At 69.3% G+C, this 26,185-nt stretch carries 23 protein-coding genes; 9 read left to right on the plus strand and 14 right to left on the minus strand.

The genetic code is table 11. The features are described 5' to 3' along the window. Positions 1–77 precede the first annotated feature (77 nt). From AC07OX_RS08410 to AC07OX_RS08425, 4 genes are read right to left on the minus strand one after another with little or no spacing between them, the layout of a single operon-like run. Complete coding sequence (locus AC07OX_RS08410; RefSeq protein WP_095744180.1) at positions 78–1,304, minus strand: M20 family metallopeptidase; 1,227 nt, start codon at positions 1,302–1,304, stop codon at positions 78–80. A gap of 23 nt (positions 1,305–1,327) precedes the next feature. Then, on the minus strand, positions 1,328–3,115 hold the full coding sequence (uraD, locus tag AC07OX_RS08415) for a 2-oxo-4-hydroxy-4-carboxy-5-ureidoimidazoline decarboxylase (protein ID WP_307637283.1): 1,788 nt from the start codon (positions 3,113–3,115) through the stop codon (positions 1,328–1,330). Next, positions 3,112–4,074 (minus strand): allantoinase PuuE, encoded by a 963-nt coding sequence (puuE, locus tag AC07OX_RS08420; protein WP_062480836.1) that lies wholly within the window; start codon positions 4,072–4,074, stop codon positions 3,112–3,114. The genes uraD and puuE overlap by 4 nt, the downstream gene beginning before the upstream one ends. A gap of 8 nt (positions 4,075–4,082) precedes the next feature. Continuing rightward, positions 4,083–4,757 carry a GntR family transcriptional regulator gene (locus tag AC07OX_RS08425; RefSeq protein WP_056574067.1) on the minus strand — a complete coding sequence of 225 codons (675 nt, stop codon included), beginning with the start codon at positions 4,755–4,757 and terminating at the stop codon, positions 4,083–4,085. 95 nt (positions 4,758–4,852) lie between these two features. Between AC07OX_RS08425 and uraH the strand changes: the two genes are divergently transcribed. Continuing rightward, positions 4,853–5,203 carry a hydroxyisourate hydrolase gene (gene uraH, locus AC07OX_RS08430; protein WP_070061690.1) on the plus strand — a complete coding sequence of 117 codons (351 nt, stop codon included), beginning with the start codon at positions 4,853–4,855 and terminating at the stop codon, positions 5,201–5,203. Between the two features lie 2 nt (positions 5,204–5,205). Here the strand turns inward: uraH and AC07OX_RS08435 are convergent, their stop codons facing one another. Then, the gene (locus tag AC07OX_RS08435) at positions 5,206–5,709 is read right to left on the minus strand and encodes a hypothetical protein (protein ID WP_095946742.1); all 504 of its coding nucleotides are present in this window, start codon (positions 5,707–5,709) and stop codon (positions 5,206–5,208) included. A 53-nt stretch (positions 5,710–5,762) separates the two neighbouring features. Between AC07OX_RS08435 and xdhC the strand changes: the two genes are divergently transcribed. From xdhC to AC07OX_RS08455, 4 genes are all read left to right on the plus strand, one after another. After that, positions 5,763–6,569 (plus strand): xanthine dehydrogenase accessory protein XdhC, encoded by an 807-nt coding sequence (gene xdhC / locus AC07OX_RS08440; RefSeq protein WP_495260653.1) that lies wholly within the window; start codon positions 5,763–5,765, stop codon positions 6,567–6,569. 215 nt (positions 6,570–6,784) lie between these two features. Beyond that, a complete protein-coding gene (locus AC07OX_RS08445) occupies positions 6,785–7,996 on the plus strand; it encodes a urate hydroxylase PuuD (protein ID WP_495260652.1) in 1,212 nt (403 codons plus the stop codon). 69 nt (positions 7,997–8,065) lie between these two features. Continuing rightward, positions 8,066–9,406: a glycerate kinase type-2 family protein gene (locus AC07OX_RS08450; protein WP_495260651.1), complete on the plus strand. Its 1,341-nt coding sequence runs from the start codon at positions 8,066–8,068 to the stop codon at positions 9,404–9,406. A 175-nt stretch (positions 9,407–9,581) separates the two neighbouring features. Next, positions 9,582–11,024, plus strand: coding sequence for an NAD-dependent succinate-semialdehyde dehydrogenase (locus tag AC07OX_RS08455; protein ID WP_095946746.1), 1,443 nt, complete (start codon positions 9,582–9,584; stop codon positions 11,022–11,024). Here the strand turns inward: AC07OX_RS08455 and AC07OX_RS08460 are convergent, their stop codons facing one another. The 5 genes from AC07OX_RS08460 to AC07OX_RS08480 all read right to left on the minus strand — a co-directional run bounded on the left by AC07OX_RS08460 (position 11,025) and on the right by AC07OX_RS08480 (position 16,368). After that, positions 11,025–11,741: an MgtC/SapB family protein gene (locus AC07OX_RS08460; protein WP_062480849.1), complete on the minus strand. Its 717-nt coding sequence runs from the start codon at positions 11,739–11,741 to the stop codon at positions 11,025–11,027. 88 nt (positions 11,742–11,829) lie between these two features. Further along, positions 11,830–14,595: a magnesium-translocating P-type ATPase gene (mgtA, locus tag AC07OX_RS08465; protein ID WP_495260650.1), complete on the minus strand. Its 2,766-nt coding sequence runs from the start codon at positions 14,593–14,595 to the stop codon at positions 11,830–11,832. 24 nt (positions 14,596–14,619) lie between these two features. Then, a complete protein-coding gene (locus AC07OX_RS08470; RefSeq protein WP_495260649.1) occupies positions 14,620–15,363 on the minus strand; it encodes a PA4824 family protein in 744 nt (247 codons plus the stop codon). Positions 15,364–15,584: 221 nt separating this feature from the next. Next, positions 15,585–15,800 (minus strand): hypothetical protein, encoded by a 216-nt coding sequence (locus AC07OX_RS08475; protein WP_495260648.1) that lies wholly within the window; start codon positions 15,798–15,800, stop codon positions 15,585–15,587. A 289-nt stretch (positions 15,801–16,089) separates the two neighbouring features. Continuing rightward, a complete protein-coding gene (locus AC07OX_RS08480; protein WP_240531349.1) occupies positions 16,090–16,368 on the minus strand; it encodes a hypothetical protein in 279 nt (92 codons plus the stop codon). Between the two features lie 199 nt (positions 16,369–16,567). Between AC07OX_RS08480 and AC07OX_RS08485 the strand changes: the two genes are divergently transcribed. Then, the gene (locus AC07OX_RS08485) at positions 16,568–17,044 is read left to right on the plus strand and encodes a low molecular weight protein-tyrosine-phosphatase (protein ID WP_495260647.1); all 477 of its coding nucleotides are present in this window, start codon (positions 16,568–16,570) and stop codon (positions 17,042–17,044) included. 18 nt (positions 17,045–17,062) lie between these two features. Here the strand turns inward: AC07OX_RS08485 and AC07OX_RS08490 are convergent, their stop codons facing one another. Genes AC07OX_RS08490 through AC07OX_RS08505 form a run of 4 tightly spaced genes read right to left on the minus strand, consistent with a single transcriptional unit; the run spans position 17,063 to position 22,333 of the window. Next, complete coding sequence (locus tag AC07OX_RS08490) at positions 17,063–17,509, minus strand: acyl-CoA thioesterase (protein WP_495260646.1); 447 nt, start codon at positions 17,507–17,509, stop codon at positions 17,063–17,065. A gap of 20 nt (positions 17,510–17,529) precedes the next feature. Further along, positions 17,530–18,519, minus strand: coding sequence for a Bug family tripartite tricarboxylate transporter substrate binding protein (locus AC07OX_RS08495; RefSeq protein WP_495260645.1), 990 nt, complete (start codon positions 18,517–18,519; stop codon positions 17,530–17,532). A 14-nt stretch (positions 18,520–18,533) separates the two neighbouring features. Beyond that, complete coding sequence (locus AC07OX_RS08500; RefSeq protein WP_495260644.1) at positions 18,534–20,156, minus strand: indolepyruvate oxidoreductase subunit beta family protein; 1,623 nt, start codon at positions 20,154–20,156, stop codon at positions 18,534–18,536. Positions 20,157–20,173: 17 nt separating this feature from the next. Continuing rightward, positions 20,174–22,333, minus strand: a complete 2,160-nt coding sequence (locus AC07OX_RS08505; protein ID WP_489061935.1) for a thiamine pyrophosphate-dependent enzyme — start codon at positions 22,331–22,333, stop codon at positions 20,174–20,176. An 87-nt stretch (positions 22,334–22,420) separates the two neighbouring features. Here AC07OX_RS08505 and AC07OX_RS08510 point away from each other — a divergent pair, with 87 nt between their 5' ends. The 3 genes from AC07OX_RS08510 to xdhA all read left to right on the plus strand — a co-directional run bounded on the left by AC07OX_RS08510 (position 22,421) and on the right by xdhA (position 26,183). Continuing rightward, positions 22,421–23,335 (plus strand): LysR family transcriptional regulator, encoded by a 915-nt coding sequence (locus tag AC07OX_RS08510; protein ID WP_447742044.1) that lies wholly within the window; start codon positions 22,421–22,423, stop codon positions 23,333–23,335. Positions 23,336–23,614: 279 nt separating this feature from the next. Next, complete coding sequence (locus tag AC07OX_RS08515) at positions 23,615–24,394, plus strand: TSUP family transporter (RefSeq protein ID WP_495260643.1); 780 nt, start codon at positions 23,615–23,617, stop codon at positions 24,392–24,394. Positions 24,395–24,569: 175 nt separating this feature from the next. Beyond that, positions 24,570–26,183 (plus strand): xanthine dehydrogenase small subunit, encoded by a 1,614-nt coding sequence (gene xdhA / locus AC07OX_RS08520; RefSeq protein WP_495260642.1) that lies wholly within the window; start codon positions 24,570–24,572, stop codon positions 26,181–26,183. Positions 26,184–26,185: the final 2 nt, after the last annotated feature.

Genomic DNA, 26,185 nt, shown 5'->3' on the forward strand with positions numbered 1-26,185 from the left:
CTGTCGTGACGCTTCGATGAAACCGAGATGAAAGTTCACGCCCGAAGGCATGCGCTTTCAGTCGCAGTTCAGGGCGTTCAGGCCAGCAGGTCGCTGAGCGTGCGCGCCACCACCTTGGTCGCGCGGCGCAGGTCTTCGAGCACCACGCGCTCGTCGCTGCGTTTGGCGTGCGACTCGAGCACCGTGCGCGGGCCGGCGCCGTAGATCACGCCCGGAATGCCGGCCTCGACGTACAGGCGCACATCGGTGTACAGCGGCGTGCCCATGGCCTTGATGGGTTCGCCGAACAGCTCGCCGCCGTGCTTCTGGATCGCGTCGACCAGCGGCTTGTTGCCGGCCAGCGGCTTCATCGAGTTGGCGAGCAGCATGCGCTTGATCTCGACCGTGATGCCCGCGCTTTCGGCGGCGGCATCGGCGATCACCTGGCGGATGTTGGCCTCGACCTCGACCGGGTTCTCTTCGGGGATCATGCGGCGGTCGAGCTTGAACACGACCTTGCCGGGCACGACGTTGGTGTTGGTGCCGCCCTCGATGCGGCCCACGTTCAGGTAGGGGTGCGTGATGCCCTCGACCTTCGACGTGACCTTCTGGTAGAGCGTGTTCTGCGCATACAGCGCATTCAGGATCTTGGTGGCGCCCTGCAGCGCGTCGATGCCGGTGGTGGGCACGGCGGCGTGGGCCATCTTGCCGTGCACGGTGACTTCCATCTGCAGGCAGCCGTTGTGCGCGGTGACCACTTCGTAGCTGAAGCCGGCCGCGATCATGAGGTCGGGCTTGGTCAGGCCCTTCTCGAGCAGCCAGCCCGGGCCGAGGATGCCGCCGAACTCTTCGTCGTAGGTGAAGTGCAGTTCGATGCTGCCCTGGGTGGGCTTGGCCACGGCCTCGAGGGCGCGCAGCGCGAAGGTGAAGCTGGCGAAGTCGCTCTTGCTGACGGCGGCGGCGCGGCCGTACAGGCTGCCATCGACGATCTCGCCGCCGTACGGGTCGTGCGTCCAGCCTTCACCGGGCGGCACCACGTCGCCGTGGGCGTTGAGCGCCACGGTGCGTCCGCCGTTGCCGTACTTGCGGCGCACGATCAGGTTGGTGATCGATTCGAGGCCGTAGTCCTTCACCTCTTGCGCGGGCACGGCGTGCTTCTCGGCGTCGAGGCCGAAGTCCTTCAGCAGCTCGGCGGTGCGCTCGGCGTGCGGCGCGTTGTTGCCGGGCGGCGTGTCGGTGGGCACCTGCACCAGTTGCTGCAGGAATTGCACTTCCTCGTCGAAGTGGGCGTCGATCCAGGCGTCGAGTTTGGCGTAGTCGGTCATGGTGGTTGTTCTTGTGGGGTCGGTCAGTGGGCTTGTTCGGTGGCGAGGTTGTCCAGCAGCAGCTGGAACGCCTGCACGGCCAATTGAATGTCGTCGTTGGTGCTCGACTCGAGCGGGTTGTGGCTGATGCCCGAGTTGATGCCGCGCACGAAGAGCATGGCCTGCGGCATCACCTCGTGCAGCTTCATGGCGTCGTGGCCGGCGCCGCTGGGCATGCGGAAAAGCGGAATGCCCAGCGCGTCGACGGCCTGTTCCCAGCGCTGCTGCCAGGCGGGTTCGCTCGGCGCGGCGGCGGCGCGCATGGTTTCCTCGAGCTCGTAGCGCACGCCGCGGCGTTCGCAGATGTCCTTCAGCGCGGCGACCACGTCGTTCGCCAGCGCGTCGCGCTGCGCGTTGTTGGGCGCGCGCAGGTCGAGGCTGAACTTGCAGCGGCCGGGAACGACGTTGATCGAGCCGCTGGGCACTTCGAGCATGCCCACGGTGCCGACCGAGTCGCCGTCTTTGGCGGCGCGCTGCTCGGTGTAGAGGATGAGTTCGGCCACGGCGGCGGCAGCGTCGCGGCGGCGGTCCATGGGCGTGGTGCCGGCGTGGCTGGCCATGCCGATGACTTCGCCCACGTAGCGCACGCTGCCGTTGATGGAGGTGACGATGCCCAGCGGCAGGTCGAGCTCGGTGAGCACGGGGCCCTGCTCGATGTGCACCTCGACGAAGCCGAGGTAGCGCGCGGGGTCGCGCTGGATCTTCGGAATGTCTTCTTCCTTCAGGCCGGCGTGCTGCATGGCCTCGCGCATGGTGATGCCGTCGGCGTCCTTCTGGTCGAGCCAGCGCGGGTCGAAGTGGCCGATGAGCGCGCCCGAGCCGAGGAAGGTGGCCTTGTAGCGCTGGCCCTCTTCTTCGGCGAAGCCGACGACTTCGAAGGCGAAGGGCAGGCGGCGGTTCTGGCGCTTGAGTTCGCGCACGCAGGCCATGGGCACGAAGATGCCCAGGCGGCCGTCGTACTTGCCGCCGTTGCGCACGGTGTCGTAGTGCGAGCCGGTGAGCAGGGTCTTGGCGTCGGGCGTGGCGCCTTCGTAGCGGCCGACCACGTTGCCCACGGCATCGATGTGCACGGAGTCGAAGCCGCAGTCGCGCATCCAGCCCGAGATGTTCGCGGCGCAGGCGCGGTGCGCGTCGGTCAGGTACGTAACGGTGAGCTGGCCCTTCTCGGCATAGCCGGGGTCGGTGTGCACCGACAGCTGCTCCTGCCAGTCCCACACGTCGTTGCCGAGCGTGATGTCGGCGCCGAACTTATCGTTCAGGCGGATCTCGGCGATGCGGTGGATGTTGCGCAGCGCCTCGCCGAGCTCGAAGCTCGGGTGGTTGTGCAGCCGGCGCGCGAAGGTTTCGATGATCTCGCGCTTGGCCAGGCCCGTGCCGCGCGGGCCGCGCACGGCCAGGATGAACGGGAAGCCGAACTTCGCGTTGTAGTCGGCGTTGAGCTTCTGGATCTGCGCGAACTCTTCGGGCGTGCAGTCGGTCAGGCCGGCCTTGTTCTGCTCGTTGGTCGACTCGGCGGTGAGCGTCTTGCTGACCATGGCCTTGCCGGCGAGCTCGGGGTGGGCGCGGATCAGGCCGATCTGCTCGTCGGCCGACGACGCGGCCAACGCCTGCACCAGCGCGTGCTTCAGGTGCGCGAGCGAGCGGAAGGGGCGTTGCACCAGCGCGCGCTGCGCGATCCAGGGCGAGTGCTCGTACACGCCGTCGAGCATGGCGACGGCGGCGGCCGGCCCTGCGGCGTTGAGTTGGGCAAGGGTGAGGAGGGGGGTGCTCATGATGCGGCTCCGGCTTCGAAGGGATGTGCCTGCTTCCAGTGGCGTGCGATGTCGACGCGGCGGCAGACCCAGACCTTGTCGTGCGTGGCGATGTGATCGAGAAAGCGCTGCAGCGCCGTGATGCGGCCGGGGCGGCCGAGCAGGCGGCAGTGCATGCCGATGCTCATCATCTTGGGGCTGTCGTCGCCGTTCGGGTCGCCTTCGGCGTACAGCGCGTCGAAGGTGTCCTTCATGTACTGGAAGAACGGGTCGGCGTGCGAGTAGCCCTGCGGCAGCGCAAAGCGCATGTCGTTGCAGTCCAGCGTGTAGGGCACGATGAGCTGGGGCACGACGCTGCCGTCGGTCTTTTGCACCTTCATCCAGAAGGGCAGGTCGTCGCCGTAGTAGTCGCTGTCGTACTCGAAGCCGCCGTAGTCGGCCACGAGGCGGCGCGTGCGCGGGCTGTCGCGGCCGGTGTACCAGCCGAGCGCGCGCTCGCCGGTGAGCTTTTCGATCGCTTCCATGCCCAGGCGCATGTGCTCGCGCTCGGTGGCTTCATCGAGGTTCTGGTAATGGATCCAGCGCCAGCCGTGGCAGGCGATCTCGTGGCCGAGTTCCTTGAAGGCGGCCGTGAGCTCGGGGTAGCGCTGCAGCGCCATGCCCACGCCGAACACGGTGAGTGGCAGGCCGCGCTTTTCGAACTCGCGCAGGATGCGCCACACGCCGGCGCGAGAGCCGTACTCGTAGATGCCTTCCATGCTGATGTGCCGGTCGGGGAAGCTCGCCGGGTTGAACATCTCGGACAGGAACTGCTCCGAGCCCGCGTCGCCGTGCAGCGTGGCGTTCTCGCCGCCTTCTTCGTAGTTGAGGACGAACTGCACCGCCACGCGCGCACCGCCGGGCCAGCGGGCATGGGGCGGGTTGCGGCCGTAGCCGATCAGGTCGCGCGGGTAGGGCAGGGTGGTGTCGTAGACGGTCATGGTGTGGATCAGGACAGCGCGAGGGAGATGTCGTTGGTCGGGACCTTGCGGTCGAAGGTGAGGTTGGCCTCGACGTGTTCCAGATGCTCGGTCATGAGGCGCACGGCGAGCTCCTCGTCGCGCGCGGCCAGCGCCTTCACGATGTCGGCGTGCTCGTCGTTGGAGTGCTCGGCCGCGCTGGTGCTCTGGTACATGAGCGTGATGAGGGCGCAGCGCGAGATCAGCTCGCCCAATATTTGCGCCAGCACCTGGTTGCCCATGAGCTCGGCCATGCGCACGTGGAAGTCGCCCAAGAGCTCGGTGCGGCCCGACACGTCTTCGCCGCCGACAGCCGATTTCTCGAGCGCCACGTGCTCCTTGAGTGCCTTGATCTTGGCGGGCGTGACGCTGCGCACGAAGGCGCGGGTCATTTCGGCCTCGAGCATGCGGCGCACGGCGAACACCTGCTTGGCCTCGTCGACGGCGGGCGCGGCCACGAAGGCGCCGCGTGCCGGCTCGAGCCGGATCAGCTTGTTCTGCGAGAGCTGGAACAGCGCCTGGCGCACCAAGGTGCGCGACACGCCGAAGTGATCGGCCAGCTTCTGCTCGGCGAGCTTGGTGCCGGGCTGAAGGCGGTGCTCGACGATGGCCTTCGTGAGGGCATCGACGATCGAACGGGTGGTGGAGGACTCCATGTTTTTCATGATAGACCCAAAGCCGGTAACTGTATACACTTTTGTCCACCGGAATTTCCCGCACCCGGATCTTGTCGATCCGACCCCCTTTGAAGGAGCGCCCCATGGGCTTGAGCACTCACGTACTGGACACGATGCACGGCGGCCCCGCGGCCGGCATGGAGGTGGCGCTGTACACCACCGACGGCGACGCCGCGACGCTGGTGAAGCGCTTCACGCTGAATTCGGACGGCCGCAGCGACGGTCCGCTCTACGACAACAACTCGATCAAGGTCGGCACCTACCGGCTGGTGTTCGACGTGGCGGGTTATTTCAAGGCCCGCGGCGTGACGCTGCCGGAGCCGAACTTCCTGAACAAGGTGGCGCTGGACTTCGGCGTGGCGCACACCGACCAGCACTACCACGTGCCCTTGCTCGTGAGCCCGTGGAGCTACTCCACGTACCGCGGCTCCTGAGGTCAGTCGCCTTGTTGCTGCCCTTCGGTCAGGGTGTCGAGCTGGAAGCGTCCGCTCTTGTCCCACAGCCAGGTGTCGGTCCAGGTGACCGCGCCCAGGCGCTGGGCGGGCGGGAAGGGCGCGGCCTGCAGCACGGCGCGCTCGATCTCGGCGATCACCTCGGGCGCGTGCTTGGGCGCGCGCAGCCAGTGCATCGAGACCACCTTGCCGCCGGCGTCCAGGTTCACCTGCAGGGTGCCGACCGCGTACAGCAGCGGCGGCATCTGGCCCTTGTAGATGCGCGAGGGGTTGGCGTTGTAGATGTGGCGTGCGGCGTCGCGGCGGTACTCGCGCGCGGTGGCTGCGCTCGAGGCGCGCGGCGCGGGGCCGCTGCCCTGTGCGTTGCTGGCGCCGCTCAGCTGGCCGGGCACCGAGCCCGTCGAGCCGCAGCCGGCGAGCCACAAGGCGGAAAGAACAGTGGCGGCCCAGGCGAGGCGGCGCGGCGTAAGCTGGCGGTTCGTCATCATCGCCGGGGTTATACCGTGAGTTGTTGCCGCCTCGGCAACCGAAGGTTTCGGGCATGAACGGTGCGGTCGATCAATTGCTGGCGCGTCTTCAACAGGAAGACGCGGTTCTGGTGCGCGTCGAATCGACGCAGGGCTCGGCCCCGCGCGAGGCCGGCACCTGGATGGCCGTCTGGGCCGACGGGCTCACGGCCACCATCGGCGGCGGACAGCTCGAGTTCCAGGCCACGCAGGAAGCACGCGAGATACTGGCCGGCACGCGCAGCCTCGAGGGCGTGCAGCGCTACCCGCTGGGCCCGAGCCTGGGCCAGTGCTGCGGCGGCGTGATGTTCCTCACCTACCGGCACATCGGCGCCGCCGACACGCCCGCGCTGCAAAAAGAACTGGTGGCGCAGCTCGAACCCGTGGCCCTGTTCGGCGGCGGCCACGTGGGCGCCGCGCTGGCGCGCCTGCTGGCCGTGCTGCCGTTCTCGGTGCGCTGGATCGACAGCCGCGACGGCGTGTTCCCCGACGCACTGCCCGCGCAGATCGACACCGAGCACTCCGAGCCCGTGCAGGACGCGGTGGCCGCGCTCGCGCCCGGCAGCCGCGTGCTGATCATGAGCTTCAGCCACGCCGAAGACCTGGACATCGTCATCGCCTGCCTGAAGCGCCTGCGCGCGCGCAACGACCTGCCCTACATCGGCCTCATCGGCAGCAAGACCAAATGGGCCACCTTCCGCCACCGGCTGGAGGCACGCGGCTTCACGGCCGACGAGCTGGCGCGCGTCACCTGCCCGATCGGTGTGCCCGGCATCACGGGCAAGGAACCCGAGGTGATCGCGGTGGCCGTGGCGGCACAGTTGTTGCAGTCACTGGGCTGAACAGGGTTTTCCCTTGGCGGCGACGCCGCAAATAGCATCCCGCCTCGTGCCAAAACTGTATACACTTTCGGTCCACAACAAGCCGCAGCGGAGCGAGGTCGTTTTCAACGGACCTGCGTTCGCGGCACTTTCTCTGCTTACAGCGCCCGCGGTGGTGAGCAGGCTGAAACCCCTCCTTGGCGCCCCCACGCGCCAACAGGGTTGAGAGAGAGCACATGGAAAGCTACTACCTCGACTGGGCCAACCTGCTGCTGCGCTGGGTCCACGTCATCACCGCCATCGCCTGGATCGGCGCCTCCTTCTACTTCGTGATGCTGGACAACAGCCTCGAGAAGCCGCAGGACCAGGAATCGCTCGACAAGGGCGTGGGCGGCGAGCAATGGGCCGTGCACGGCGGCGGCTTCTACAACAGCCAGAAGTACGCGCTGGCGCCCAAGAAGCTGCCCGACCACCTGCACTGGTCGTACTGGGAGAGCTATTCGACCTGGCTCACGGGCTTTGCGCTCTTCACGATGTCGTACCTGTGGAACGCGAGCACGTACCTCATCGACAAGAGCAAGATGGACTGGCAGCCCGGCGCCGCCATTGCCGTGGCGCTGGCCTTCTTCGTCGTGTTCTGGATGGTCTACGACGGCATCTGCCAGATCTTCGGGCGCCGCAAGAACGGCGACACCATCGTCGGCGTGCTGATCGCGGTCTTCATCGTCTTCGCGACCTGGCTGGCCTGCCAGTGGTTCGCGGGCCGCGCGGCCTTCCTGCTGGTGGGCGCCATGATGGCCACCACCATGAGCGGCAACGTGTTCTTCTGGATCATCCCGGGCCAGCGCAAGAACGTGAAGGCGCTGCGCGAAGGCCGGCCGGTCGACCCGGTGCACGGCCAGCGCGGCAAGCAGCGCAGCGTGCACAACACCTACTTCACGCTGCCGGTGCTGTTCGCGATGCTGAGCAACCACTACAGCTTCACCTACACGCACAAGTACAACTGGATCGTGCTGCTGCTGATCATGCTCGGCGGCGCGGCCATCCGGCAGTTCTTCGTGGTGCGCCACCGCTTCAAGCTGGGCAACGCGGGCAACCCGCTGCCCTACGCCATGGTCGGCATCGCGGTGCTGGGCCTGACCATCGTGTGGATGAAGCCCGAGCCGGCCGCCCCCGTCGCGGCCGCCGCTGCCCAGGCCGCGCCCGCCGTGGCCTACCAGGACGTGCAGAAGGTGCTGGAGCAGCGCTGCTTCATGTGCCACGGCGCGGCCGTGCAGATGAAGAACGTGCGCGTCGACACGCCCGACCAGGTGACGGCGCATGCGCAGGCGATCTACCAGCAGGTCGTGGTGACCAAGATCATGCCGATGAACAACGCGACCAACATCACCGACGAAGAGCGGGCGTTGATCAGCCGCTGGTTCCAGGCCGGCGCCAAGACGAACTAGAAGACCGTGGCCTGCGAGGGCGGGCCACCGGTCGTCGCACAATCGCCGAATGGAGACAACACGCAAGCCATGACCGCATCGACCTCGCCCTCAGCAACAGCTCCCGATCCGCGCGAAGCCCCGCGCGCCTTCCTCGAACACCTGTACCGCGTGGCGGTGGACCGCGCGCTGCCGCTGTCCACGCTGGGCGCGCACCTGCCCCAGCCGCCCAAGGGCCGCACCGTGGTGCTGGGCGCCGGCAAGGCCGGCGGCTCGATGGTGCAGGCGCTCGAGGCGCTGTGGCCGGCCGACGCCCCGCTGTCGGGCCTGGTCGTCACGCGCTATGACCACATTCCGCCGCGCCCCGCAGGCGTGCCGCAGCGCATCGAGATCGTCGAGGCCGCGCACCCCGTGCCCGACGCGGCCGGCCAGCAGGCGGCCGAGCGCATCCTGGCGCTCACGCAGGGCCTCACGGCCGACGATCTCGTGCTGTGCCTCATCTCCGGCGGCGGCTCGTCGCTGCTGGTGCTGCCGGCCGAGGGCCTCACGCTGGCCGACAAGCAGCGCATCAACAAGCAGCTGCTCGACAGCGGCGCCCACATCGGCGAGATGAACTGCGTGCGCAAGCACCTGTCGCGCATCAAGGGCGGCCGGCTCGCGGCGGCCTGCGCGCCGGCGCGCGTGGTCACGCTCACCATCAGCGACGTGCCGGGCGACGACCCGGCCGTGATCGCCAGCGGCCCCACCGTGCCCGACGCCACCACCTGCGCCGACGCGCTGACCATCCTCGACCGCTACGGCATCGAGGTGCCGGCGCCCGTGCGCGCGCAGCTCGAAAGCGGCGCGCTCGAAACCCCCAAGCCCGACGACGCCGTGTTCGCCGGCCACAGCACCCACCTCATCGCCACGCCGCAGCAGTCGCTCGAAGCGGCTGCCGCCGCTGCGCGCGCCGCCGGCATCGGCGTGCACGTGCTGAGCGACGAAATGGAAGGCGAATCGCGCGAAGTGGGCAAGGTGCATGCGGCGCTCGCCCGCGCCGTGGCCCTGCGCGGCGAGCCCTTCGCCCGGCCCTGCGTCATCCTGTCGGGCGGCGAAACCACCGTCACCATCCGTCCGCGCCAACCCGGCCAGGCCAAGGGCCGCGGCGGGCGGGCCGGCGAGTTCTGCCTGGGCCTGGCCGGCGCGCTCATGGGCCAGCCGCAGGTGTGGGCGCTGGCGGCCGACACCGACGGCATCGACGGCGTGGAAGACAACGCCGGCGCCTTCGTCACGCCCGACACCCTGGCGCGCGCCACGGCGCAGGGCAAAAAGCTGTCCGATCACCTCGACCGCAACGACGCCTACGGCTATTTCGACGCCATCGGCGACCTGTTCGTGACCGGTCCGACAAACACCAACGTCAACGACTTCCGCGCGATCCTCGTGCTGTAGGCGCGCCCCGGCCCCTGGCGGGGGCCGCCGGCAAGCTTTGTGAACTCAGGTTAATCTACGGCCCCGGCGGCACTTGGCCGCCGTTGTCGCATGCGCACCCCCACGGGGTGCCGCGCCGCGCGCCCGATTTCCCGTTTCGTTTTCACCATCCAGTCCTCGAAGGAAAGAGTTCGCCATGACCGCCACCTACACCGACACCCGCCTGCTGATCGACGGCCAATGGGTCGACGCCGCCGACGGCAAGACGCTCGACGTGCTGAACCCCGCCACCGGCAAGGCCATCGGCAAGGTGGCGCACGCCAGCATCGTCGACCTCGACCGTGCCTTGGCCGCCGCCCAGCGTGGCTTCGAGGCCTGGCGCGACACGCCCGCCAACGAGCGCGCCGCCGTGATGCGCCGCGCCGCCGGCCTGATCCGCGAACGCGCCCTGGACATCGCCAAGCTGCTGACGCAGGAACAAGGCAAGCCGCTGGGCGAGGCCAAGGTCGAAATGATGGCCGCCGCCGACATCATCGAGTGGTTTGCCGACGAAGGCCGCCGCGTGTACGGCCGCATCGTGCCCTCGCGCAACCTGGCCGCGCAGCAGTTGGTCATCAAGGAGCCGGTCGGCCCGGTCGCGGCCTTCACGCCGTGGAACTTCCCCGTCAACCAGATCGTGCGCAAGCTCGGCGCCGCGCTGGCCACCGGCTGCTCCTTCCTGGTGAAGGCGCCCGAGGAAACCCCGGCCTCGCCGGCTGCGCTGCTCAAGGCCTTTGTCGACGCCGGCATTCCGGGCGGCGTGGTGGGCCTGGTGTTCGGCAACCCGGGCGAGATCTCGAGCTACCTGATCGCGCACCCGATCATCCGCAAGGTCACCTTCACCGGCTCGACCCCGGTCGGCAAGCAGCTGGCCGCGCTGGCCGGTTCGCACATGAAGCGCGTCACGATGGAACTGGGCGGCCACGCCCCGGTGATCGTGGCCGAAGACGCCGACGTGGCGCTGGCCGTCAAGGCCGCCGGTGCGGCCAAGTTCCGCAACGCGGGCCAGGTCTGCATCTCGCCGACCCGCTTCCTGGTGCACAACAGCCTGCGCCATGAGTTCGCGAGCCTGCTGGTCAAGCACGCCGAAGGCCTCAAGCTCGGCGACGGCCTGGTCGAAGGCACCAACCTCGGCCCGCTGGCCAACGCCCGCCGCCTCACGGCCATGGCCCATGTACTGGAAGACGCGCGCAAGAAGGGCGCCACGGTCGCGACCGGCGGCGAACGTGTCGGCGACACCGGCAACTTCTTCGCACCCACCGTCATCACCGACGTGCCGCTGGACGCCGACGTGTTCAACAACGAACCCTTCGGCCCCATCGCCGCCATCCGCGGCTTCGACACGCTCGAAGAAGCCATCACCGAAGCCAACCGCCTGCCGTTCGGCCTGGCCGGTTATGCCTTCACCAAGTCGATCAAGAGCGCGCACCTGCTGAGCCAAAAGCTCGAGCTGGGCATGCTGTGGATCAACCAGCCCGCCACGCCCTCGCCGGAAATGCCGTTCGGCGGCGTGAAGGATTCGGGCTACGGTTCGGAAGGTGGCCCCGAGGCGATCGAGGCGTACCTGAACACCAAGGCCGTTTCGATCCTGGGTGTTTAACTAGTCTTCGGCGGAGGCGTTCCAGAACGCCTGCTGGACGCCTTCCAGGGTTTCCAGCTCCGCGATCACCTGGTCGAGCTCTTCGGGCTCGACCGCGGTGGCGTACAGCGTCGCCGCAATCTCCGTGTCGGCCTGCCCGAAGGCGTGCTGGTCGATGTCGCGCACCGGGTAGTTCGCGGCTTCCAGCTGCACCAGCAGCTGGTCCATCACCTCGGGCCGCGCCGCGCGCGAACAGATCACGCGCACCGTGTAGGTCGCTTCGCTCGATTCCTCGTGCACCGGACGGCGGTTGATGCGGTTCACCACCGGCCGCAGCAGCGTGTTGCTCGCCAGCACGAAGAGCGCGGCGATCAACGCTTCGCCCAGCAGGTCGGCGCCCGCGCAGGCGCCCACCGCGGCCGATCCCCACAGCGTGGCGGCCGTGTTCAGGCCGGTGATGTTGGCGCCTTCCTTCATGATCGCGCCGGCGCCGAGAAAGCCGATGCCCGAGACCACGTAGGCGACCACGCGCACCGCGCCGTCGGGGCCGCCCAGGCGGGCCGCCATGTCGACGAACACGGCGGCGCCCACGGCCACCAGCGTGTTGGTGCGCAGCCCCGCGGTGCGCTGGCGCACCTGGCGCTCGAAGCCGATCAGCGAGCCCAGCAGAAAGGCCGCGCCCACGCTGACCAGCGTGTCCAGCAGCGAAGGCAGGTTGATGTGGCGAATGGCTTCCATGCGTGATCCTCCTGATCCTCTGTGTGCGAAGCAGGGTAGCGGCCTTGTGTGACAGCCGCGACCCTGCGTCCGCCGGGTGGTTCTTGTCTTACTGCCAGCCGTACTTGCGCGCGTACCAGCCCTTCACGGCCTGCGTCAGCGTCGCGTAGCCGACCAGCATCAGCACCAGCCACGGGAAGTACGCGAGCGGCAGTGCCTGCAGCTTGAAGTAGTGCGCCAGCGGCCCCATCGGCAGCCAGATGCCCACGGCCGCAATGGCCGCGCCCATGGCCAGCAGCGGCCAGGCCGCGCGGCTTTGCAGGAACGGAATCTTGCGCGTGCGGATCAGGTGCACGATCAGCGTCTGCGACAGCAGGCCCTCGATGAACCAGCCCGACTGGAACAGCGTCTGGTGCTCCACCGAGTTGGCCGCGAACACGAACCACATCACGGTGTAGGTCAGGATGTCGAACACCGAGCTCAGCGGCCCGAAGAACACCATGAAGCGGCCCAGGTCGGCCGGGTTCCAGCGCTGCGGCGTCTTCAGGAACTCCTCGTCCACGTTGTCGAACGGGATCGCGATCTGCGACACGTCGTACAGCAGGTTCTGCACCAGCAGGTGCAGCGGCAGCATCGGCAGGAAGGGCAGGAAGGCACTGGCCACCAGCACCGAGAACACGTTGCCGAAGTTCGAGCTGGCCGTGATCTTGATGTACTTGAGCATGTTGGCGAAGGTGCGGCGGCCTTCGACCACGCCTTGCTCCAGCACCATCAGGCTCTTCTCCAGCAGGATGATGTCGGCCGACTCCTTGGCCACGTCCACCGCGCCGTCCACCGAGATGCCGATGTCGGCGGCGCGCAGCGCGGGCGCGTCGTTGATGCCGTCGCCCATGAAGCCGACCACGTGGCCGTTGGCATGCAGCGCCTGCACGATGCGCTCCTTGTGCGCGGGCGTGAGCTTGGCGAACACCTGGCGCATTTCGACCACCTGCCGCAGCTCGGCCTCGTTCATGCGCTCGACCTCGTGGCCCAGCACCATGCGCCCGGCGTCGATGCCGACGTCGCCGCAGACCTTGCGCGTGACCAGTTCGTTGTCGCCGGTCAGCACCTTCACCGCCACGCCGTGCGCGGCCAGCGCCTGCAGTGCGGGCGCGGTCGATTCCTTCGGCGGATCGAGAAAGGCCACGTAGCCCAGCAGCGTGAGTCCCGCCTCGTCGGCCACGCCGTAGGCCGGCTTGCGCGCGTCGGCGTGCAGGGTGCGGCTGGCCACGGCCACCACGCGCAGGCCCTGGGCATTGAGCTCCGAGGCCACGCGGTGGATGCGCGCCATCACGTCGGCGTCGAGCGCGAGCACTTCGGCGCCGCGTTCGACCGAGCTGCACACCGACAGGATCTCTTCGAGCGCGCCCTTGCAGATCAGCAGGTGCTCGTCCTCGCCGTGCGCCACCACCACCGACATGCGGCGGCGCGAGAAGTCGAAGGGCACTTCGTCGACCTTGCGCCAGCTTGTCTGCAGCTGCGCATCGAGCTGCACCTCGGCGTGGCTGAGCACGGCCTTGTCGAGCAGGTTCTTCAGCCCCGTCTGGTGAAAGCTGTTGAGGTAGGCCTGCTGCAGCACGTGGTCGGAGTCTTCGCCCCAGGCGTTGGTGTGGCGTTCGAGCACGATGCGGTCCTGCGTGAGCGTGCCGGTCTTGTCGGTGCACAGCACGTCCATCGCGCCGAAGTTGTGGATGGCTTCGAGCCGCTTCACGATCACCTTCTGGCGCGACATCACGACGGCGCCCTTGGCCAGCGTGGCCGTCACGATCATCGGCAGCATCTCGGGCGTGAGGCCGACCGCGATCGACAGCGCGAACAGCGCCGCCTCCCACCAGTCGCCCTTGGTCACGCCGTTGATCACCAGCACCAGCGGCGCCATCACCAGCATGAAGCGGATCAGCAGCCAGCTCACGCGGTTGATGCCGGCCTGGAAGGCGGTGGTGCCGCGGTCGGTGGCGCTCACGCGCTGGGCCAGCGCGCCGAAGAAGGTGCGCTCGCCCGTGTGCACGATCACCGCGGTGGCGGTGCCGCTGATCACGTTGGTGCCCATGAACAGCAGGTTGTCGCGCTCCAGCACGCCGGCCTGGTGGTCGGCCGCGGTGGCGGCGAACTTCTCCACCGGCATCGATTCGCCGGTGAGTGCCGACTGGCTGATGAACAGGTCTTTGGCCGAGAGCAGGCGCGCGTCGGCCGGGATCATGTCGCCGGCCGACAGCGCGATCACGTCGCCGGGCACGAGGTCGCGCATCGGCACTTCGATGCGTTGCGTGCCGGCGTGCGCGAGGTCGAAACCGTCGTCACCGGCGCGGCCGGCCTTCTCGCCGGGCGCGGGGCGCAGCACCGTCGAGGTGTTGCTCACCATCGCCTTGAGCCGGTCGGCGGCCTTGTTGGAGCGCGACTCCTGCAGGAAGCGCAGCACGGTCGACAGCAGCACCATGCTGCCGATCACCACCGTGGCCTTCGTGTCCTCGGTGACGTAAGAGACCAGCGCGAGCACCGTCAGCAGCAGGTTGAAAGGGTTGCGGTAGCACTGCCACAGGTGGTTCCACCACGGCAGCGGCTGCTCGTGGCGCACCTCGTTGCTGCCCAGCCGCTTGCGCAGCGCCAGCGCGTGGGCTTCGGTGAGGCCTTGCGACGAGCTGTTCATGCGCACCAGCACTTCGCCCGCGTCGGTGTGCGAGGCGGCGGCCAGCGCCTTGGCGATCTCGGGTGGCATCGCGGCCGAGCCGAGGCTGCTGGGCTTGGCGCTCAGCAGCGTCTGCCAGCGCTCGAAGTGATGCCGCATGTGGCGGCTGCGCAGGAAGCTTTCGAAAAAGGACTTCAGGACGTTCTTCATTGTTCTTCTCCTGTGTGAGGTCGCTCAGCGAGCGAACGCCCAGGTGAGGCCCAGCGTCCAGCCGCGCGGGCCGTCGTGGCGCAGGTCGCGTGCGTGGCTGAGGTCGACGTTCAGGGCCGGCGTGGCCGTCCAGCGCAGGCCGGCGCGCCAGGCATTGCGCCCGCCTTCGCGGAAGCGCTCGGCCACGAACGACAGCGCGGGCAGGGCGGCCCATTCGAGCGCCGCGCCCGAGTGGCTGGTGCTCGGCTGCGCGCGATGGAAGTCGCGGCCCAGGTTCAGGTGAGCGCGCCAGGCGTCGTCGAACTGCCAGGTGACGGGGATCACCACGCTGCTGTCGGCCAGGCGCAGCGAGGCGTGGCCGGCATCACTGCGCTGCCACGTGGCCGAGGCCAGCACGCCGGTGCTCAGCGTGTCGGTGAGCGCAAAGGCCCACTTGATCTGCGGGCCGGCGCGCACGGTGCGGCCGTCGGCACCGCGCTCGCGCTCGAGGTTCAGGCCCAGCTCGATGGGGCCGACACGGCAGGCCGGGCCGAAGTGCACGAGGCGCTGGCCGCCCCAGGTCTCGATCTGGCACTGGCCCGGATCGAGGATGGCGGCGTCGTCCACCGAATGGTGTCCGCCGGCGGCGTGGGTCTGCGTGGCGGCCAGGCCGCAGAGGGTGGCCAGCCAGGCGCGGCTTGGCGCGGGGCGGCGGGAGGCAAAGGGGCGGGCGGTGGAACGGGCGGCCGTGGCCGTCCGCACGACACGCCGCAGGCGTTCGCGGGTCATGGGTGTTTCTCCTTCGGGTGCGGCGCGCCGCGAAGGAGGGAAACGCCCGTGACGACTTGCTTACTTACTCAGCAGCAGTCAGCCGGCGGCGCTCCTCCGCAGCGCGGCAGGCTGCGAGGTGAATGGGGGATCGATCGGGCAGTGAAGGCGGCGCACAGCGGCGCAAGCAAGGGTCCGGGTCCATGAGGGCCTCCTGTTCTGTGGGGTGGCAGGGGCGGGCTTCAGCGGCGCGTGGTGCCGTGGCCGGGTGGGTCGAGCAGCAGGAAGAAGCTGCGGATGCGGCGCGTGGTCCACAGCGCGGCGGCGCGGTCCAGGGCCTGTTCGTCGTCGACGTGCAGTGCCGGGCTCACCCGCGAGGGCGCAGCGGCGTGCGCCGACGGGCGACCGTGCGACGGTCGCACCTGCGGATGCAACGGACGAATTTGAAACTGGCGCATGACAAGGCTCCTTCACGCTGAAGGGCCTCGCGCACGGACGCACGCAAGCTGACTGACAAAGTCAGCGACGAAGAACAACGGGAATCGGTAGGGGGAGCCGCTTGCCCGAGGGGCAAGGGGTTCGCGCTGCGGACACGGCGGCCGCAAGCGCGGGAGCTGCCTGCGCTAGAGGGCCGGGGGTGTCACGCCTGCCGAGGCACGCGTCTTGTCACTGATCCAACTGGCACTGTCCACGCACGGGGCTCCGAAATGATGATTTCCGGATTGTTGCACCGCATCATTGCCAGCGTCAACCCTTGGCATGAAGCAACAGGCTGCGCCGGGGCTGCGTGGCGTGGAGCCGGGCCTCGTTCGCGCTGCGTTCGATAGGGGCCGGAAACCAGCGGAAGATGTTCGAGTCGCTGCGCCAGCCGTTGCTGAAGCGCACGAACAGGAAGCCCGACATCGCATTGCCCAGGTCGTCCACCGGAATGCCCGCGGCGCGCAGGGCCTCGACCTCTTGCGCGGCGCTCATGTCGAAGGGAAGTTTCAGCGTGATGCTCGCGCTGTGAAGACTGGGTCGGGGCATCGTGACCTCCTTTGCACTGACCATGGGCCGTAGTGAAGCGCAAGGAGTTGTGTCAGGCGATACCGAAGATATGGGAGCTGTCCATTGGACAGAGGGGTGCGATTCGCCCTCGCTCCCTCGTGGCATCCCCTGACCGGGGGATGCCAGGGGTAGGGCGGCCTATGCCGAATGCCTGTCCCTGTGCCTATAGTCGACGCGCATGAAACCAAGCACCCCCGCCATCCTGTTCGTGTGCACAGGGAACATCTGCCGTTCGCCGACCGCGCACGCATTGCTGCTCCACAAGGCGCAGCGCGCAGGCTTCGCGGTGGAGGTCGACAGCGCCGCCATCTCCGACGAGGAGCGCGGCAACCCGCCCGATCCGCGCTCGGTGGCCGAGGCGCTGCGGCGCGGCATCGCGATGCCCGCGCACCGTGCACGCCAGGTGCATGCGGCCGACTTCGATCGCTTCGACTGGCTCATCGGCATGACGCAGCAGCACTGCGCCGCATTGCGCCGGCGTGCGCCCGCCGAGGCGGCGCGCAAGGTGCGCCTGCTCTCGGAGTTTGCCGAGGCCATCGGCGGCGACGTGCCCGACCCGTGGTACGGCGGCCACCAGGCCTTCATCGAGGCCTTCGACCTGATCGACCTCGGTGTGGAAGGCCTGCTCGCGCAGCTGCGTCGCGACGCGGCTTGAGCCTGCAGGCGGTGTGGTTCAGTCCGTGCAGAGCGCGCGGATCGTCGGCGGAATCGGCACCGCGCGGATGCCACCGCCTTCGCGCTTCGCCGCAAAGATCCGCACCTCTTCGCATTCGAGGATCAGGTCGTCGCCGCGCGTCACGCGGTAGGTCTGCACAAAGCTCTTGTCGCGCCATTCGGTGATGCGCACCGCGATGTGCAGCGTGTCGCCGTAGCTGGCCGCCTTGACGAAGCGCGTGTGCGTGTCGACCAGCGGCGTGCCGATCACGCCCAGGGTCTGGGCCGTTTCCTCCCAGCGCGGCACGCCGCACTCGGCGAAGAAGTGCCGCGAGGCCGCGTCGATCCAGCGGAAGAAGTTGGGAAACCAGACGATGCCGGCCGGGTCGCAGTCGCCGAACTCGACGCGTGCGGTGTAGACGACTTCCTTGCCGGAAGCCTCGTTGGGAGTTGGAGTGCTGCTCATCCGTCGATTGTCCCGGCTGCTCAATCCGCCTTGATGCCGCGCTCGCGGATGAGCGCGCCGAAGCGTTGCGAATCGGCTGCCGCACGGCGCTGGAAGTCGGCCGGCGTGCCCGGTGCCGGCTCGCCGCCGATGGCCGCGATGCGCTCCTTCACTGCCGGCAGCGCGAGCGCGCGGTTGACCTGCGTGTTGAGCTGCGTCACCACCTCGGGCGGCGTGCCGGCCGGTGCGTAGAAGCCGAACACCGTGTCGGCGTCGAAGCCGCGCAGGCCGGCCTCGTCGAGCGTGGGCACGTCGGGGAACTGCGAGGAGCGGTGCGGGCTGCCCACGGCCAGCAGCTTGAGCTTGCCGGCGCGCACCTGGTTCAGGGCAATGCCGGGGTCGAAGGCGTAGTCGATCTGGCCGGCCAGCAGGTCCTGCAACGCGGGCGCCGCACCGCGGTACGGCACGTGCAGCGCGAACAGGCCGGCCTGGCTCTTGAACATCTCGCCCGCCAGATGCGGCGAGCTGCCGTTGCCCGGCGAGCCGTACGACAGCTTGCCGGGGTTGGCCTTGAGGTAGGCCATGAACGACTTCACGTCGGTCGGCGGCAGGGAAGGGCGCGTGACCAAAAACACCAGCACGCGCGCGGCCGCGGCCACGGGCACCAGGTCCTTGGCGGGGTCGAAGCTCATGCGCGCATACAGGTGCGGGTTCACCGACACCATGCCGCCCGAGCTCATGAGCAGCGTGTAGCCGTCGGCCGCCGCACGCGCCACGGCCTCGCCGCCGACGTTGCCGTTGGCGCCGCCGCGGTTCTCGATCACCACGGGCTGCTTCAGCGCCTCCTGCAGCGGCTGCGAGACGGCGCGCGCGAGCTGGTCGGCCGCGCCGCCGGCCGGGAAGTTGACGATCACCTTGATGGGCTTGGAGGGCCAGGTGTCGGCGTGCACGGCGGGCGCGCACAGGGCGGTGCTGGCCAGGGCGAGCGCCAGCAGCAGGCGGCGCGATGAAGCGGGGGTGGATGGGGTCATGGTTCTTTGTCTCCTCAGATCGTGGTCGTTGTCTTGGGCCGCTTCATCCAGCGGATGGGTTGCGCCTGCACCGGGCGCGGCGCGGCGCCGTGGCGCGTGAGCGCGGCGTCCAGCGCCTTGCCGCCTTCGTCGGCGAGCGCGGCCTCGCGGGCCGCGGCGATGGCTTCGGCGCGCGCGGCGGGTTGCAGCGTGGCGCGGCCCGCGAGCTCGTCGATCACGTGCAGCAGGTTGTGCTTGCCGCGCTCGTTGGTGCTGCCGTAGCCCTTGATGAGCCGACCGCACAGCGCCAGCTCGCGGCCCAGCGCCCAGTGCGCGCGCGTGCCGGTCTCGACGGCGGCCAGCCAGCGCTCGATCAGCGCCTGCTCTTCGGCAAAGCGGCTGCCGCGCCGGCGCAGCCAGGTGAGCGAGGCCAGCACGCGCAGCGAGGCCATGCCCAGCACCGAATGGCTGCCCACCTGCAGCGGCAAGGCCCAGGGCGAGAGTCCGCGCGACTGGCGGGCGCGGTCCCAGGCGGTCACGCGGCGCGCGAGCGACGGCGGCAGCAGCGCGGCGAACTCGGGCGCGCCGGGCTTGAAGTGGTCGAAGACCTTCACGAGGTCGTCGTCGCCGGCGCGCACTTCCTGGCGCACGCGCTGCGCGCGGCTGGCGCGGCCCTTCAGCGCGGCCACGCGCACGATGTCGTCGAAGGCCATCCACAGCGCCAGCCAGCGCGCCATTTCGCGCGTGACCGCGAAGCCCTGCGCGCCCGACGGATCGGCGGCGCGCTCGGCCTCGAGCACCCGCGCGAGGCGCTCGGCGTACAGCGCGGCGTAGGCGCTGTCCTGGTAGTCGCGCACCCGCGCATGACCGAGCGTGAGCATGTCGTGCACGGCCGGCGGAAAGCGGCGCGCCACGTCGTCAGGCAGGGCCTGCGGCGGCGGGGGCGCGTCGCGCGTGTCGTCGCCAGCCAGCACGCCCTGCACGAAGGCGGCCTGGGCGCGGGGCGCGCGCACGGCCTCGAAGGCGGCGGCAAAGCCGCGCAGGCTGGCGGCGGCCATCTTGCCGAGCTTGTCGGGCGCGGCTTCGTCGCCGCCGCGCACCGCGCGCTCGTAGGATTCGCGCGGGAACGGGAAGAGGCCGCTGCCCGCGATCGCGCCCAGCATCACGGCGCTGACCACCGTGCCGGCCTCGCGCGCCATGGCGCCCATGTCGAGCACGTGGTGCTCGCGGCTGAAGGCCTTGACCACGTCGAGCAGGCGCTGCGCGTCGGCGCGGCCGTCGCCGGGCACCATGCGCTCGGCCGTGGTGAGCACGCGCGCCGACGAGCTGATGACCAGCGTGCGCAGCGGCGCGCTCATGCCGTTGCCGATCTGGCGCGTGGTCTCCAGCAGCTCCGACGAGACGATCGCGTCGAGCGCGCCCGGCACCGGGCCCAGGCTGAACACCGGGCGCCGGCCGCCCAGCTGCGCCATCGGCACCGGGAACACTTCGAGGTAGTAGGTGGTGGCGCCGGTGCGCTGCGCCACGCCGGGGATCGACGTGCTCTGCGCCGCGTAGCCCGCGTGCCGCGCGGCGTCGACCAGCCATTCGGTGAGCACGCCGCCGCCTTCGCCGCCGAGGGCGCACACGAGCAGGGTGGTGGGACGGTTCTGTTCCATGTCGTTGTTCTTTCTTCTCATGCCGGGCGCAGGGCGCCGACGATCGCGCTGCGCAGGCCGTGCAGCAGGCGTTCGTGCCATTTCGGGTTCTGCACCACCTCGGCGCGGTAGAAGCTCGGGCACAGCGTGGCCGCGTGCGCGTTGGCGCCGCACAGGCCGCAGCCCACGCAGCCGTCGATGACGACGGCCACGGGGTCGACCTTCAGCGGATCGGGGTTGTCCTTGAGCGTGAGGGTGGGGCAGCCCGACAGGCGGATGCAGGCGTGGTCGCCGTTGCACACGTCCTCGTCGACGCCGTACTTCACGCGCACCACGCGCTGGCCCTTCTTGAGGAGGCCGGCGATCCACGGCTTGATGCGGCGCTGCCGCTCGAGCTGGCACTCGCCCTCGGCGATCACCACCTTCAGGCCGTTGAAGTCGCTGGTGAGCGCCTCGGTGAGCGTCTTGCGCATGCGCTCCACGTCGTAGGTGGTGACGGTGCGCATCCACTGCACGCCCAGGCCCTTCAGCGTGGCCTCGATGGTCTGGTTCTTGTCGACCAGGCTCTGCTGCTTGTCGACGGCGCGTTCCTTGATCTCGTCGTCGGGCGTGGAGATGATGTCCTGTGTGCCGGTGGCCGAGGTGTAGCCGTTCTTGAAGATCAGCAGCACCGCGTCGTCGTCGTTGAACAGCGCGCTCTGCACGCCCGTGAGCAGGCCGTTGTGCCAGAAGCCGCCGTCGCCCATGATCGACAGCGTGCGTCGGTTCATCATCGGCGCCACGCCCGCGCGGCTGGCCAGGCTCATGCCGTAGCCGAGGATCGAGTGGCCCATCGAGAAGGGCTCGAAGGTGCCGAAGGCATGGCAGCCGATGTCGGCCGCGATGTGCACCGGCCCCGTCTCCTGCTGCGCGAGCTTGAGGGCCGAGAACACCGGCCGCTCGGGGCAGCCGACGCAAAAACTCGGCGGGCGGTTAGGCAGCGGTGCGTCGAGCCGGCGTGCCACCGCCTCGCGGCGTTCGCGGTTGCCGGCCAGCCAGGCCTGCGCCGAGGCTGCCGCCTCGCTCGCGCCGAGGTAGCGCTCGGCAAAGGCTGCGAGGCCGCCCGACAGCACCTCCACGCCGTACTCGCCGGCCTGCGGCAGCAGGTCCTTGCCGTGCAGCGGCGTCTGGATGTCGCGCCGGCGCAGCAAGGTGGCGATGTCCTGCTCGATGTACTCGGGCTGGCCTTCTTCCACCACCAGCACCGCACGCTTGCCCACGCAGAAGTCGGCCACCTGCTCGGGCACCAACGGGTAAGTCACGTTGAGCACCAGGATCGGGATGTCGGTGTCGCCGAAGGCATCGGCCAGGCCCTGCTGTTGCAGGCTGCGGATCAGCGCGTTGTACAGGCCGCCCTGCACCACGATGCCCAGGTCGGGGTGGCGCCGGCCGGGCATCAGCTCGTTGAGGCCGTTCGCCACGATGTGGCGGCGCGCGGCGGGCATGCGCTCGTCGCCCTTGAGCTTCTCGTGGCGGAAGGTGACGGGCGGGTGCGCCAGGCGCATGTAGTCGAAGCCCGCGGGCTCGTCCATCAGCGCGCGCGTGGACACGGCGGGCGCGATGTTGTCCTTGCAGTCGAAGCTGCCGCGCACGTGGCAGGTGCGGATGCGCAACTCCATCAGGCAGGGCATGTTCGAGGCCTCCGACAGCTGGAAGCCCTGCTCGACCATGCGCACCATCACGCCCAGGTCGGGCCGCGGATCGAGCAGGCACATGCTCGACTTGAGCGCGTAGGCGTGCGTGCGCTCCTGGATCACGCTGGCGCCTTCGCCGTAGTCTTCGCCGACCACGATCAGCACGCCGCCGGTCACGCCGGGCGACGACAGGTTGGACAGCGCATCGGCCGCCACGTTGGTGCCGACGATCGACTTCCAGGTCACGGCGCCGCGCAGCGGGTAGTGGATGGAGGCGCCGAGCATCGCCGCCGCCGAGGCCTCGTTGGAGCAGGCCTCGACGTGCACGCCCAGTTCGTCCATGTAGGCCTTGCCTTGCACCATCACGTCGAGCAGGTGCGACACCGGCGCGCCCTGGTAGCCGCCGACGTAGGCCACGCCTGACTGCAGCAGGCCCTTGGTGATCGCGAGGATGCCCTCGCCGTGGAAGGTGTCGCCCGCGCCCAGGCGCAGCATTTCCACTTCCTTGCTGAATGAAACTTCCATCGTGTCTCGTGCTTCTTGTCGTGGGGAGAACGCGGGAGTGTGGGCGGGCCTGCGTCATACTTCAATGCAATGAGCCAGCTATCGAATATGAATGGGGTGCATATTGATTCGGTCGACCTCAACCTGCTCCGGTTGTTCGACGCCGTCTACCGCACCCGCAACGTGAGCCGCGCCGCCGAGGCCCTGGGCCTCACGCAGCCGGCGGCCAGCCACGGCCTCACGCGGCTGCGCCTGCTGCTGGGCGACGCGCTGTTCACGCGCAGCCTCGGCGGCGTCGCGCCCACGCCGCGCGCCGAGCGGCTGGCGGTGCCCGTGCAGTCGGCGCTGGCGATGCTGCAGCAGGCGCTGGCCGAGCCCGAGCGCTTCGACCCGGCCGCGTCGCGCAAGCTTTTTCGCATCCACATGAGCGACATCGGCGAGGGCCGCTTCCTGCCCGCGCTGATGGCGCGGCTGCGCGAGCTGGCGCCGGGCGTGCGCGTGGAGACCATGCCGCTCGCGCCGGGGGACATCGCCACCGCGCTGGACAGCGGCAGGGTCGACTTCGCCTTCGGCTTCCTGCCGCACGTGGAGGACACCCAGCGCACCCAGTTGCTGAAAGACCGCTACATCGTGCTGCTGCGCCACGACCACCCCTTCGTGAAGCGCCGGCGCAGCGGCCAGGCGCTGCTCGCCGCGCTGCACGAACTCGACTACGTGGCCGTGCGCACCCACGCCGACACGCTGCGCATCCTGCAGCTGCTGAACCTCGAGGACCGCCTGCGCCTGACGACCGAGCACTTCATGGTGCTGCCGGCCATCGTGCGCGCCACCGACCTGGCGGTGGTGATGCCGCGCAACATCGCGCGCGGCTTCGCGGCCGAGGGCGGCTATGCCATCGTCGAGCCGCCGTTTCCGCTGCGCGACTTCACCGTGTCGCTGCACTGGAGCAAGCGCTTCGAGGCCGACCCGGGCAACCGCTGGTTGCGGCAGGTGATCGTGGCGTTGTTCTCGGAGCGCGGCTGACCTGCGAACACCCGCAGCGCCCCTCGTGACCAGGGCACTGGGTGCTTCCCGCAGCGAAATCAAGGAGGAGGCCGCAGGCCGGGGGACATTCGCGGAGGGAAGTACCCGGTGGCCTGGGCGCGCGCCCCGAACGCTCATGCGCAGGTCGCGTTATTCTCAAGCGTTCCCCGCCTCGCGCCCCCGTCCCCCGATCCCCGTCCGAATGTCCGTCCCGCATCCCCTTTCCCCCGTCTCCCTCCACCGTCCCGCAGGCTTCGGCGCGCGCTGACGACACCGCCGGTGCAAGCGATTCTTTCCGGGGCCGTCCCGGTCCTGATCTTCATGGCCTGCGTGGGCCTGGCCACCTACGCGCAGAACCTCACGGGCTTTGCGTTCAGCCTCATCCTGCTGGGCCTCGTGTCGGTGTTCGACATCGCCAGCGTGAACGACGCGGCCAATGCCGCGACCGTGCTGAGCCTCATCAACGCCTGGACCTACTTCCGAGCGCGCCCCGGCCCCGTGCCCTGGCAGCTCATGAAGCCCGCGCTCAACGGCAGCACCGTCGGCGTCATCGTCGGGCTCATGCTGCTCGTGTGGCTCAGCGGCAGCGCCGTGTCGTGGCTGCGGGGCTTGCTGGGCGTGTCGATCCTGATCTGCGCCGTGCTGCTGTTGCTGCAGGGCAAGCCGCTGTCGGCCGTGTCGGGCCGCACCAGCTTCGCCCTCATCGGCGGGCTCTCGGGCGTGCTGGGCGGGCTGTTTTCCGCCTCCGGCCCGCCCATCGTCTTCCACATGTACCGCCAGCCGCTGGACCGCGAACTCGTGCGCCGCGCGCTGCTGCTGATGTTCGCCTTCAACTCGCTCGTGCGGCTCGTCATCGTGGTGCCCACCGGCCACTTCTCGTGGCACTCGGCGCTGCTGGCCGGTTGCGCCATGCCCGTGGTCTACGCCGCGACGCGGCTGCACCACCGTCTGCCGAACAAGCTGCAGCCGCGCACCTTGCAATGGCTGGTCGCCGGCCTGCTTTTTGCGGCCGGCGTGACGCTGCTGGCCACCGCCTGGACCGCGATCGCGCACGGCTGAAAACCCCCGGTTTCCGGCATGGCCCGGGAATTGCAGCGTCAATCCAAGGGTTTCCCCGGACGTGGCATACCGACCCTCACATACGCGTTATGGGCGTGCCCGTATGCAAGACCCCACGCAAGCCGCTAACGTCCATGACTGGCCCACGACGGGCCGCCCACGAGCCTGAAAAAGCATGAGCACCGAGAGCAGCAGTACACCGATTCAACCGATCCGCTTCTTCCATCGCGGAAAGATCGTCGACGTCAGCGGGGTCCATCCGACCCGCTCGGTGCTCGACTGGCTGCGCGAAGACGCGCGCTGCACCGGCACCAAGGAAGGCTGCAACGAAGGCGACTGCGGCGCCTGCACCGTCGTCATCGGCGAGCTGGCCACCGACGCCCACGCGCCCGGCGCGGTCGACGGCCTGCAGCTGCAGACCGTCAACGCCTGCATCCAGTTTTTGCCCACGCTGCACGGCAAGGCGCTGTTCACGGTCGAAGACCTCAAGGGACAGTGCGCGTCGCAGTGCAAGCCCAAGGCCGACGCCCCGGCCAAGCACGCCGTCCATCCGCTGCACCCCGTGCAGCAGGCCATGGTCGACTGCCACGGCTCGCAGTGCGGCTTCTGCACGCCGGGCTTCGTGATGTCGCTGTGGGCCACCTACGAACACCACCAGGCCGAGGGCACGCAGCCCACGCGCCAGCAGCTGGCCGACGACCTGTCGGGCAACCTGTGCCGCTGCACCGGCTACCGCCCGATCCTCGACGCCGGCCAGCGCATGTTCGACCTGCCGGCCGTGCGCCTGGACACCGCGCCCGTGGTGGCCGCGCTCACCGCGCTGAAGAACGACGGCCTGGACTACGCGGCCCCGCTGGGCGCCCGCATCGACCATTTCCACGCCCCTAAAACCATCGCCCAGCTCGCCGCGCTGCGCGTGCAGAAGCCGCGCGCCCAACTGCTGGCCGGCTCGACCGACGTCGGCCTGTGGGTCAACAAGCAGTTCCGCGACCTCGGCGACATCATCTATGTCGGCGACGTGGCCGAGATGAAGACGGTCGAAGAGCGCGCCGACGAGCTCTACATCGGCGCCGGCGCCTCGCTCGAAGCCGCCTTCGGCGCGCTGGTCGAGCGCGTGCCCAGCCTCGCCGACGTGTGGCTGCGCTTTGCCTCGCCGCCGATCCGCCACGCCGGCACCATGGGCGGCAACGTCGCCAACGGCTCGCCCATCGGCGACTCGCCGCCGGTGCTGATGTCGCTCGACGCACAGATCGAACTGCGCCGCGGCGACGTCGTGCGCCGCATGCCGCTGCCCGCGTTCTATCTCGACTACATGAAGAACGAGCTGCAGCCCGGCGAGTTCGTGCAGGGCCTGGCCGTGCCGCTGGCCGCCATGCGCCGTCAGGTGCGCGCCTACAAGATCAGCAAGCGTTTCGACTGCGACATCTCGGCGCTGTGCGCGGGCTTCGCCATCGAACTGGAAGCCGGCAGCGACACGGTGAAGGCCGTGCGCCTGGCCTTCGGCGGCATGGCCGCCACCGTCAAGCGCGCCGCCAACGCCGAAGCCGCGCTCGTGGGCAAGCCCTGGACGCAGGCCAGCGTGGCCACCGCCAAGCTGGCGCTGGCGCAAGACTTCAAGCCGCTCTCCGACATGCGGGCCTCGGCCGACTACCGCCTGCAGGTGGCGCAGAACCTGATCCAGCGCCTGTGGCTCGAAACCCGCACGCAGGACGCGCTGTCCATCGAAGAAACCAGCGTCTGGAGCGTGATGCCCCATGTCGTTGCCAAGGTTGCGGCGGAAGGACTCTGACC

Source organism: Variovorax sp. GW821-FHT09D07 (assembly GCF_059416345.1).

Excerpts from the sequence above, each read along its gene's own strand:
- AC07OX_RS08410 (WP_095744180.1), bottom strand. The coding sequence starts at position 1,304 with ATGACCGACTACGCCAAACTCGACGCCTGGATCGACGCCCACTTCGAC.
- uraD (WP_307637283.1), bottom strand. The coding sequence starts at position 3,115 with ATGAGCACCCCCCTCCTCACCCTTGCCCAACTCAACGCCGCAGGGCCG.
- puuE (WP_062480836.1), bottom strand. The coding sequence starts at position 4,074 with ATGACCGTCTACGACACCACCCTGCCCTACCCGCGCGACCTGATCGGC.
- AC07OX_RS08425 (WP_056574067.1), bottom strand. The coding sequence starts at position 4,757 with ATGAAAAACATGGAGTCCTCCACCACCCGTTCGATCGTCGATGCCCTC.
- uraH (WP_070061690.1), top strand. The coding sequence starts at position 4,853 with ATGGGCTTGAGCACTCACGTACTGGACACGATGCACGGCGGCCCCGCG.
- AC07OX_RS08435 (WP_095946742.1), bottom strand. The coding sequence starts at position 5,709 with ATGATGACGAACCGCCAGCTTACGCCGCGCCGCCTCGCCTGGGCCGCC.
- xdhC (WP_495260653.1), top strand. The coding sequence starts at position 5,763 with ATGAACGGTGCGGTCGATCAATTGCTGGCGCGTCTTCAACAGGAAGAC.
- AC07OX_RS08445 (WP_495260652.1), top strand. The coding sequence starts at position 6,785 with ATGGAAAGCTACTACCTCGACTGGGCCAACCTGCTGCTGCGCTGGGTC.
- AC07OX_RS08450 (WP_495260651.1), top strand. The coding sequence starts at position 8,066 with ATGACCGCATCGACCTCGCCCTCAGCAACAGCTCCCGATCCGCGCGAA.
- AC07OX_RS08455 (WP_095946746.1), top strand. The coding sequence starts at position 9,582 with ATGACCGCCACCTACACCGACACCCGCCTGCTGATCGACGGCCAATGG.
- AC07OX_RS08460 (WP_062480849.1), bottom strand. The coding sequence starts at position 11,741 with ATGGAAGCCATTCGCCACATCAACCTGCCTTCGCTGCTGGACACGCTG.
- mgtA (WP_495260650.1), bottom strand. The coding sequence starts at position 14,595 with ATGAAGAACGTCCTGAAGTCCTTTTTCGAAAGCTTCCTGCGCAGCCGC.
- AC07OX_RS08470 (WP_495260649.1), bottom strand. The coding sequence starts at position 15,363 with ATGACCCGCGAACGCCTGCGGCGTGTCGTGCGGACGGCCACGGCCGCC.
- AC07OX_RS08475 (WP_495260648.1), bottom strand. The coding sequence starts at position 15,800 with ATGCGCCAGTTTCAAATTCGTCCGTTGCATCCGCAGGTGCGACCGTCG.
- AC07OX_RS08480 (WP_240531349.1), bottom strand. The coding sequence starts at position 16,368 with ATGCCCCGACCCAGTCTTCACAGCGCGAGCATCACGCTGAAACTTCCC.
- AC07OX_RS08485 (WP_495260647.1), top strand. The coding sequence starts at position 16,568 with ATGAAACCAAGCACCCCCGCCATCCTGTTCGTGTGCACAGGGAACATC.
- AC07OX_RS08490 (WP_495260646.1), bottom strand. The coding sequence starts at position 17,509 with ATGAGCAGCACTCCAACTCCCAACGAGGCTTCCGGCAAGGAAGTCGTC.
- AC07OX_RS08495 (WP_495260645.1), bottom strand. The coding sequence starts at position 18,519 with ATGACCCCATCCACCCCCGCTTCATCGCGCCGCCTGCTGCTGGCGCTC.
- AC07OX_RS08500 (WP_495260644.1), bottom strand. The coding sequence starts at position 20,156 with ATGGAACAGAACCGTCCCACCACCCTGCTCGTGTGCGCCCTCGGCGGC.
- AC07OX_RS08505 (WP_489061935.1), bottom strand. The coding sequence starts at position 22,333 with ATGGAAGTTTCATTCAGCAAGGAAGTGGAAATGCTGCGCCTGGGCGCG.
- AC07OX_RS08510 (WP_447742044.1), top strand. The coding sequence starts at position 22,421 with ATGAATGGGGTGCATATTGATTCGGTCGACCTCAACCTGCTCCGGTTG.
- xdhA (WP_495260642.1), top strand. The coding sequence starts at position 24,570 with ATGAGCACCGAGAGCAGCAGTACACCGATTCAACCGATCCGCTTCTTC.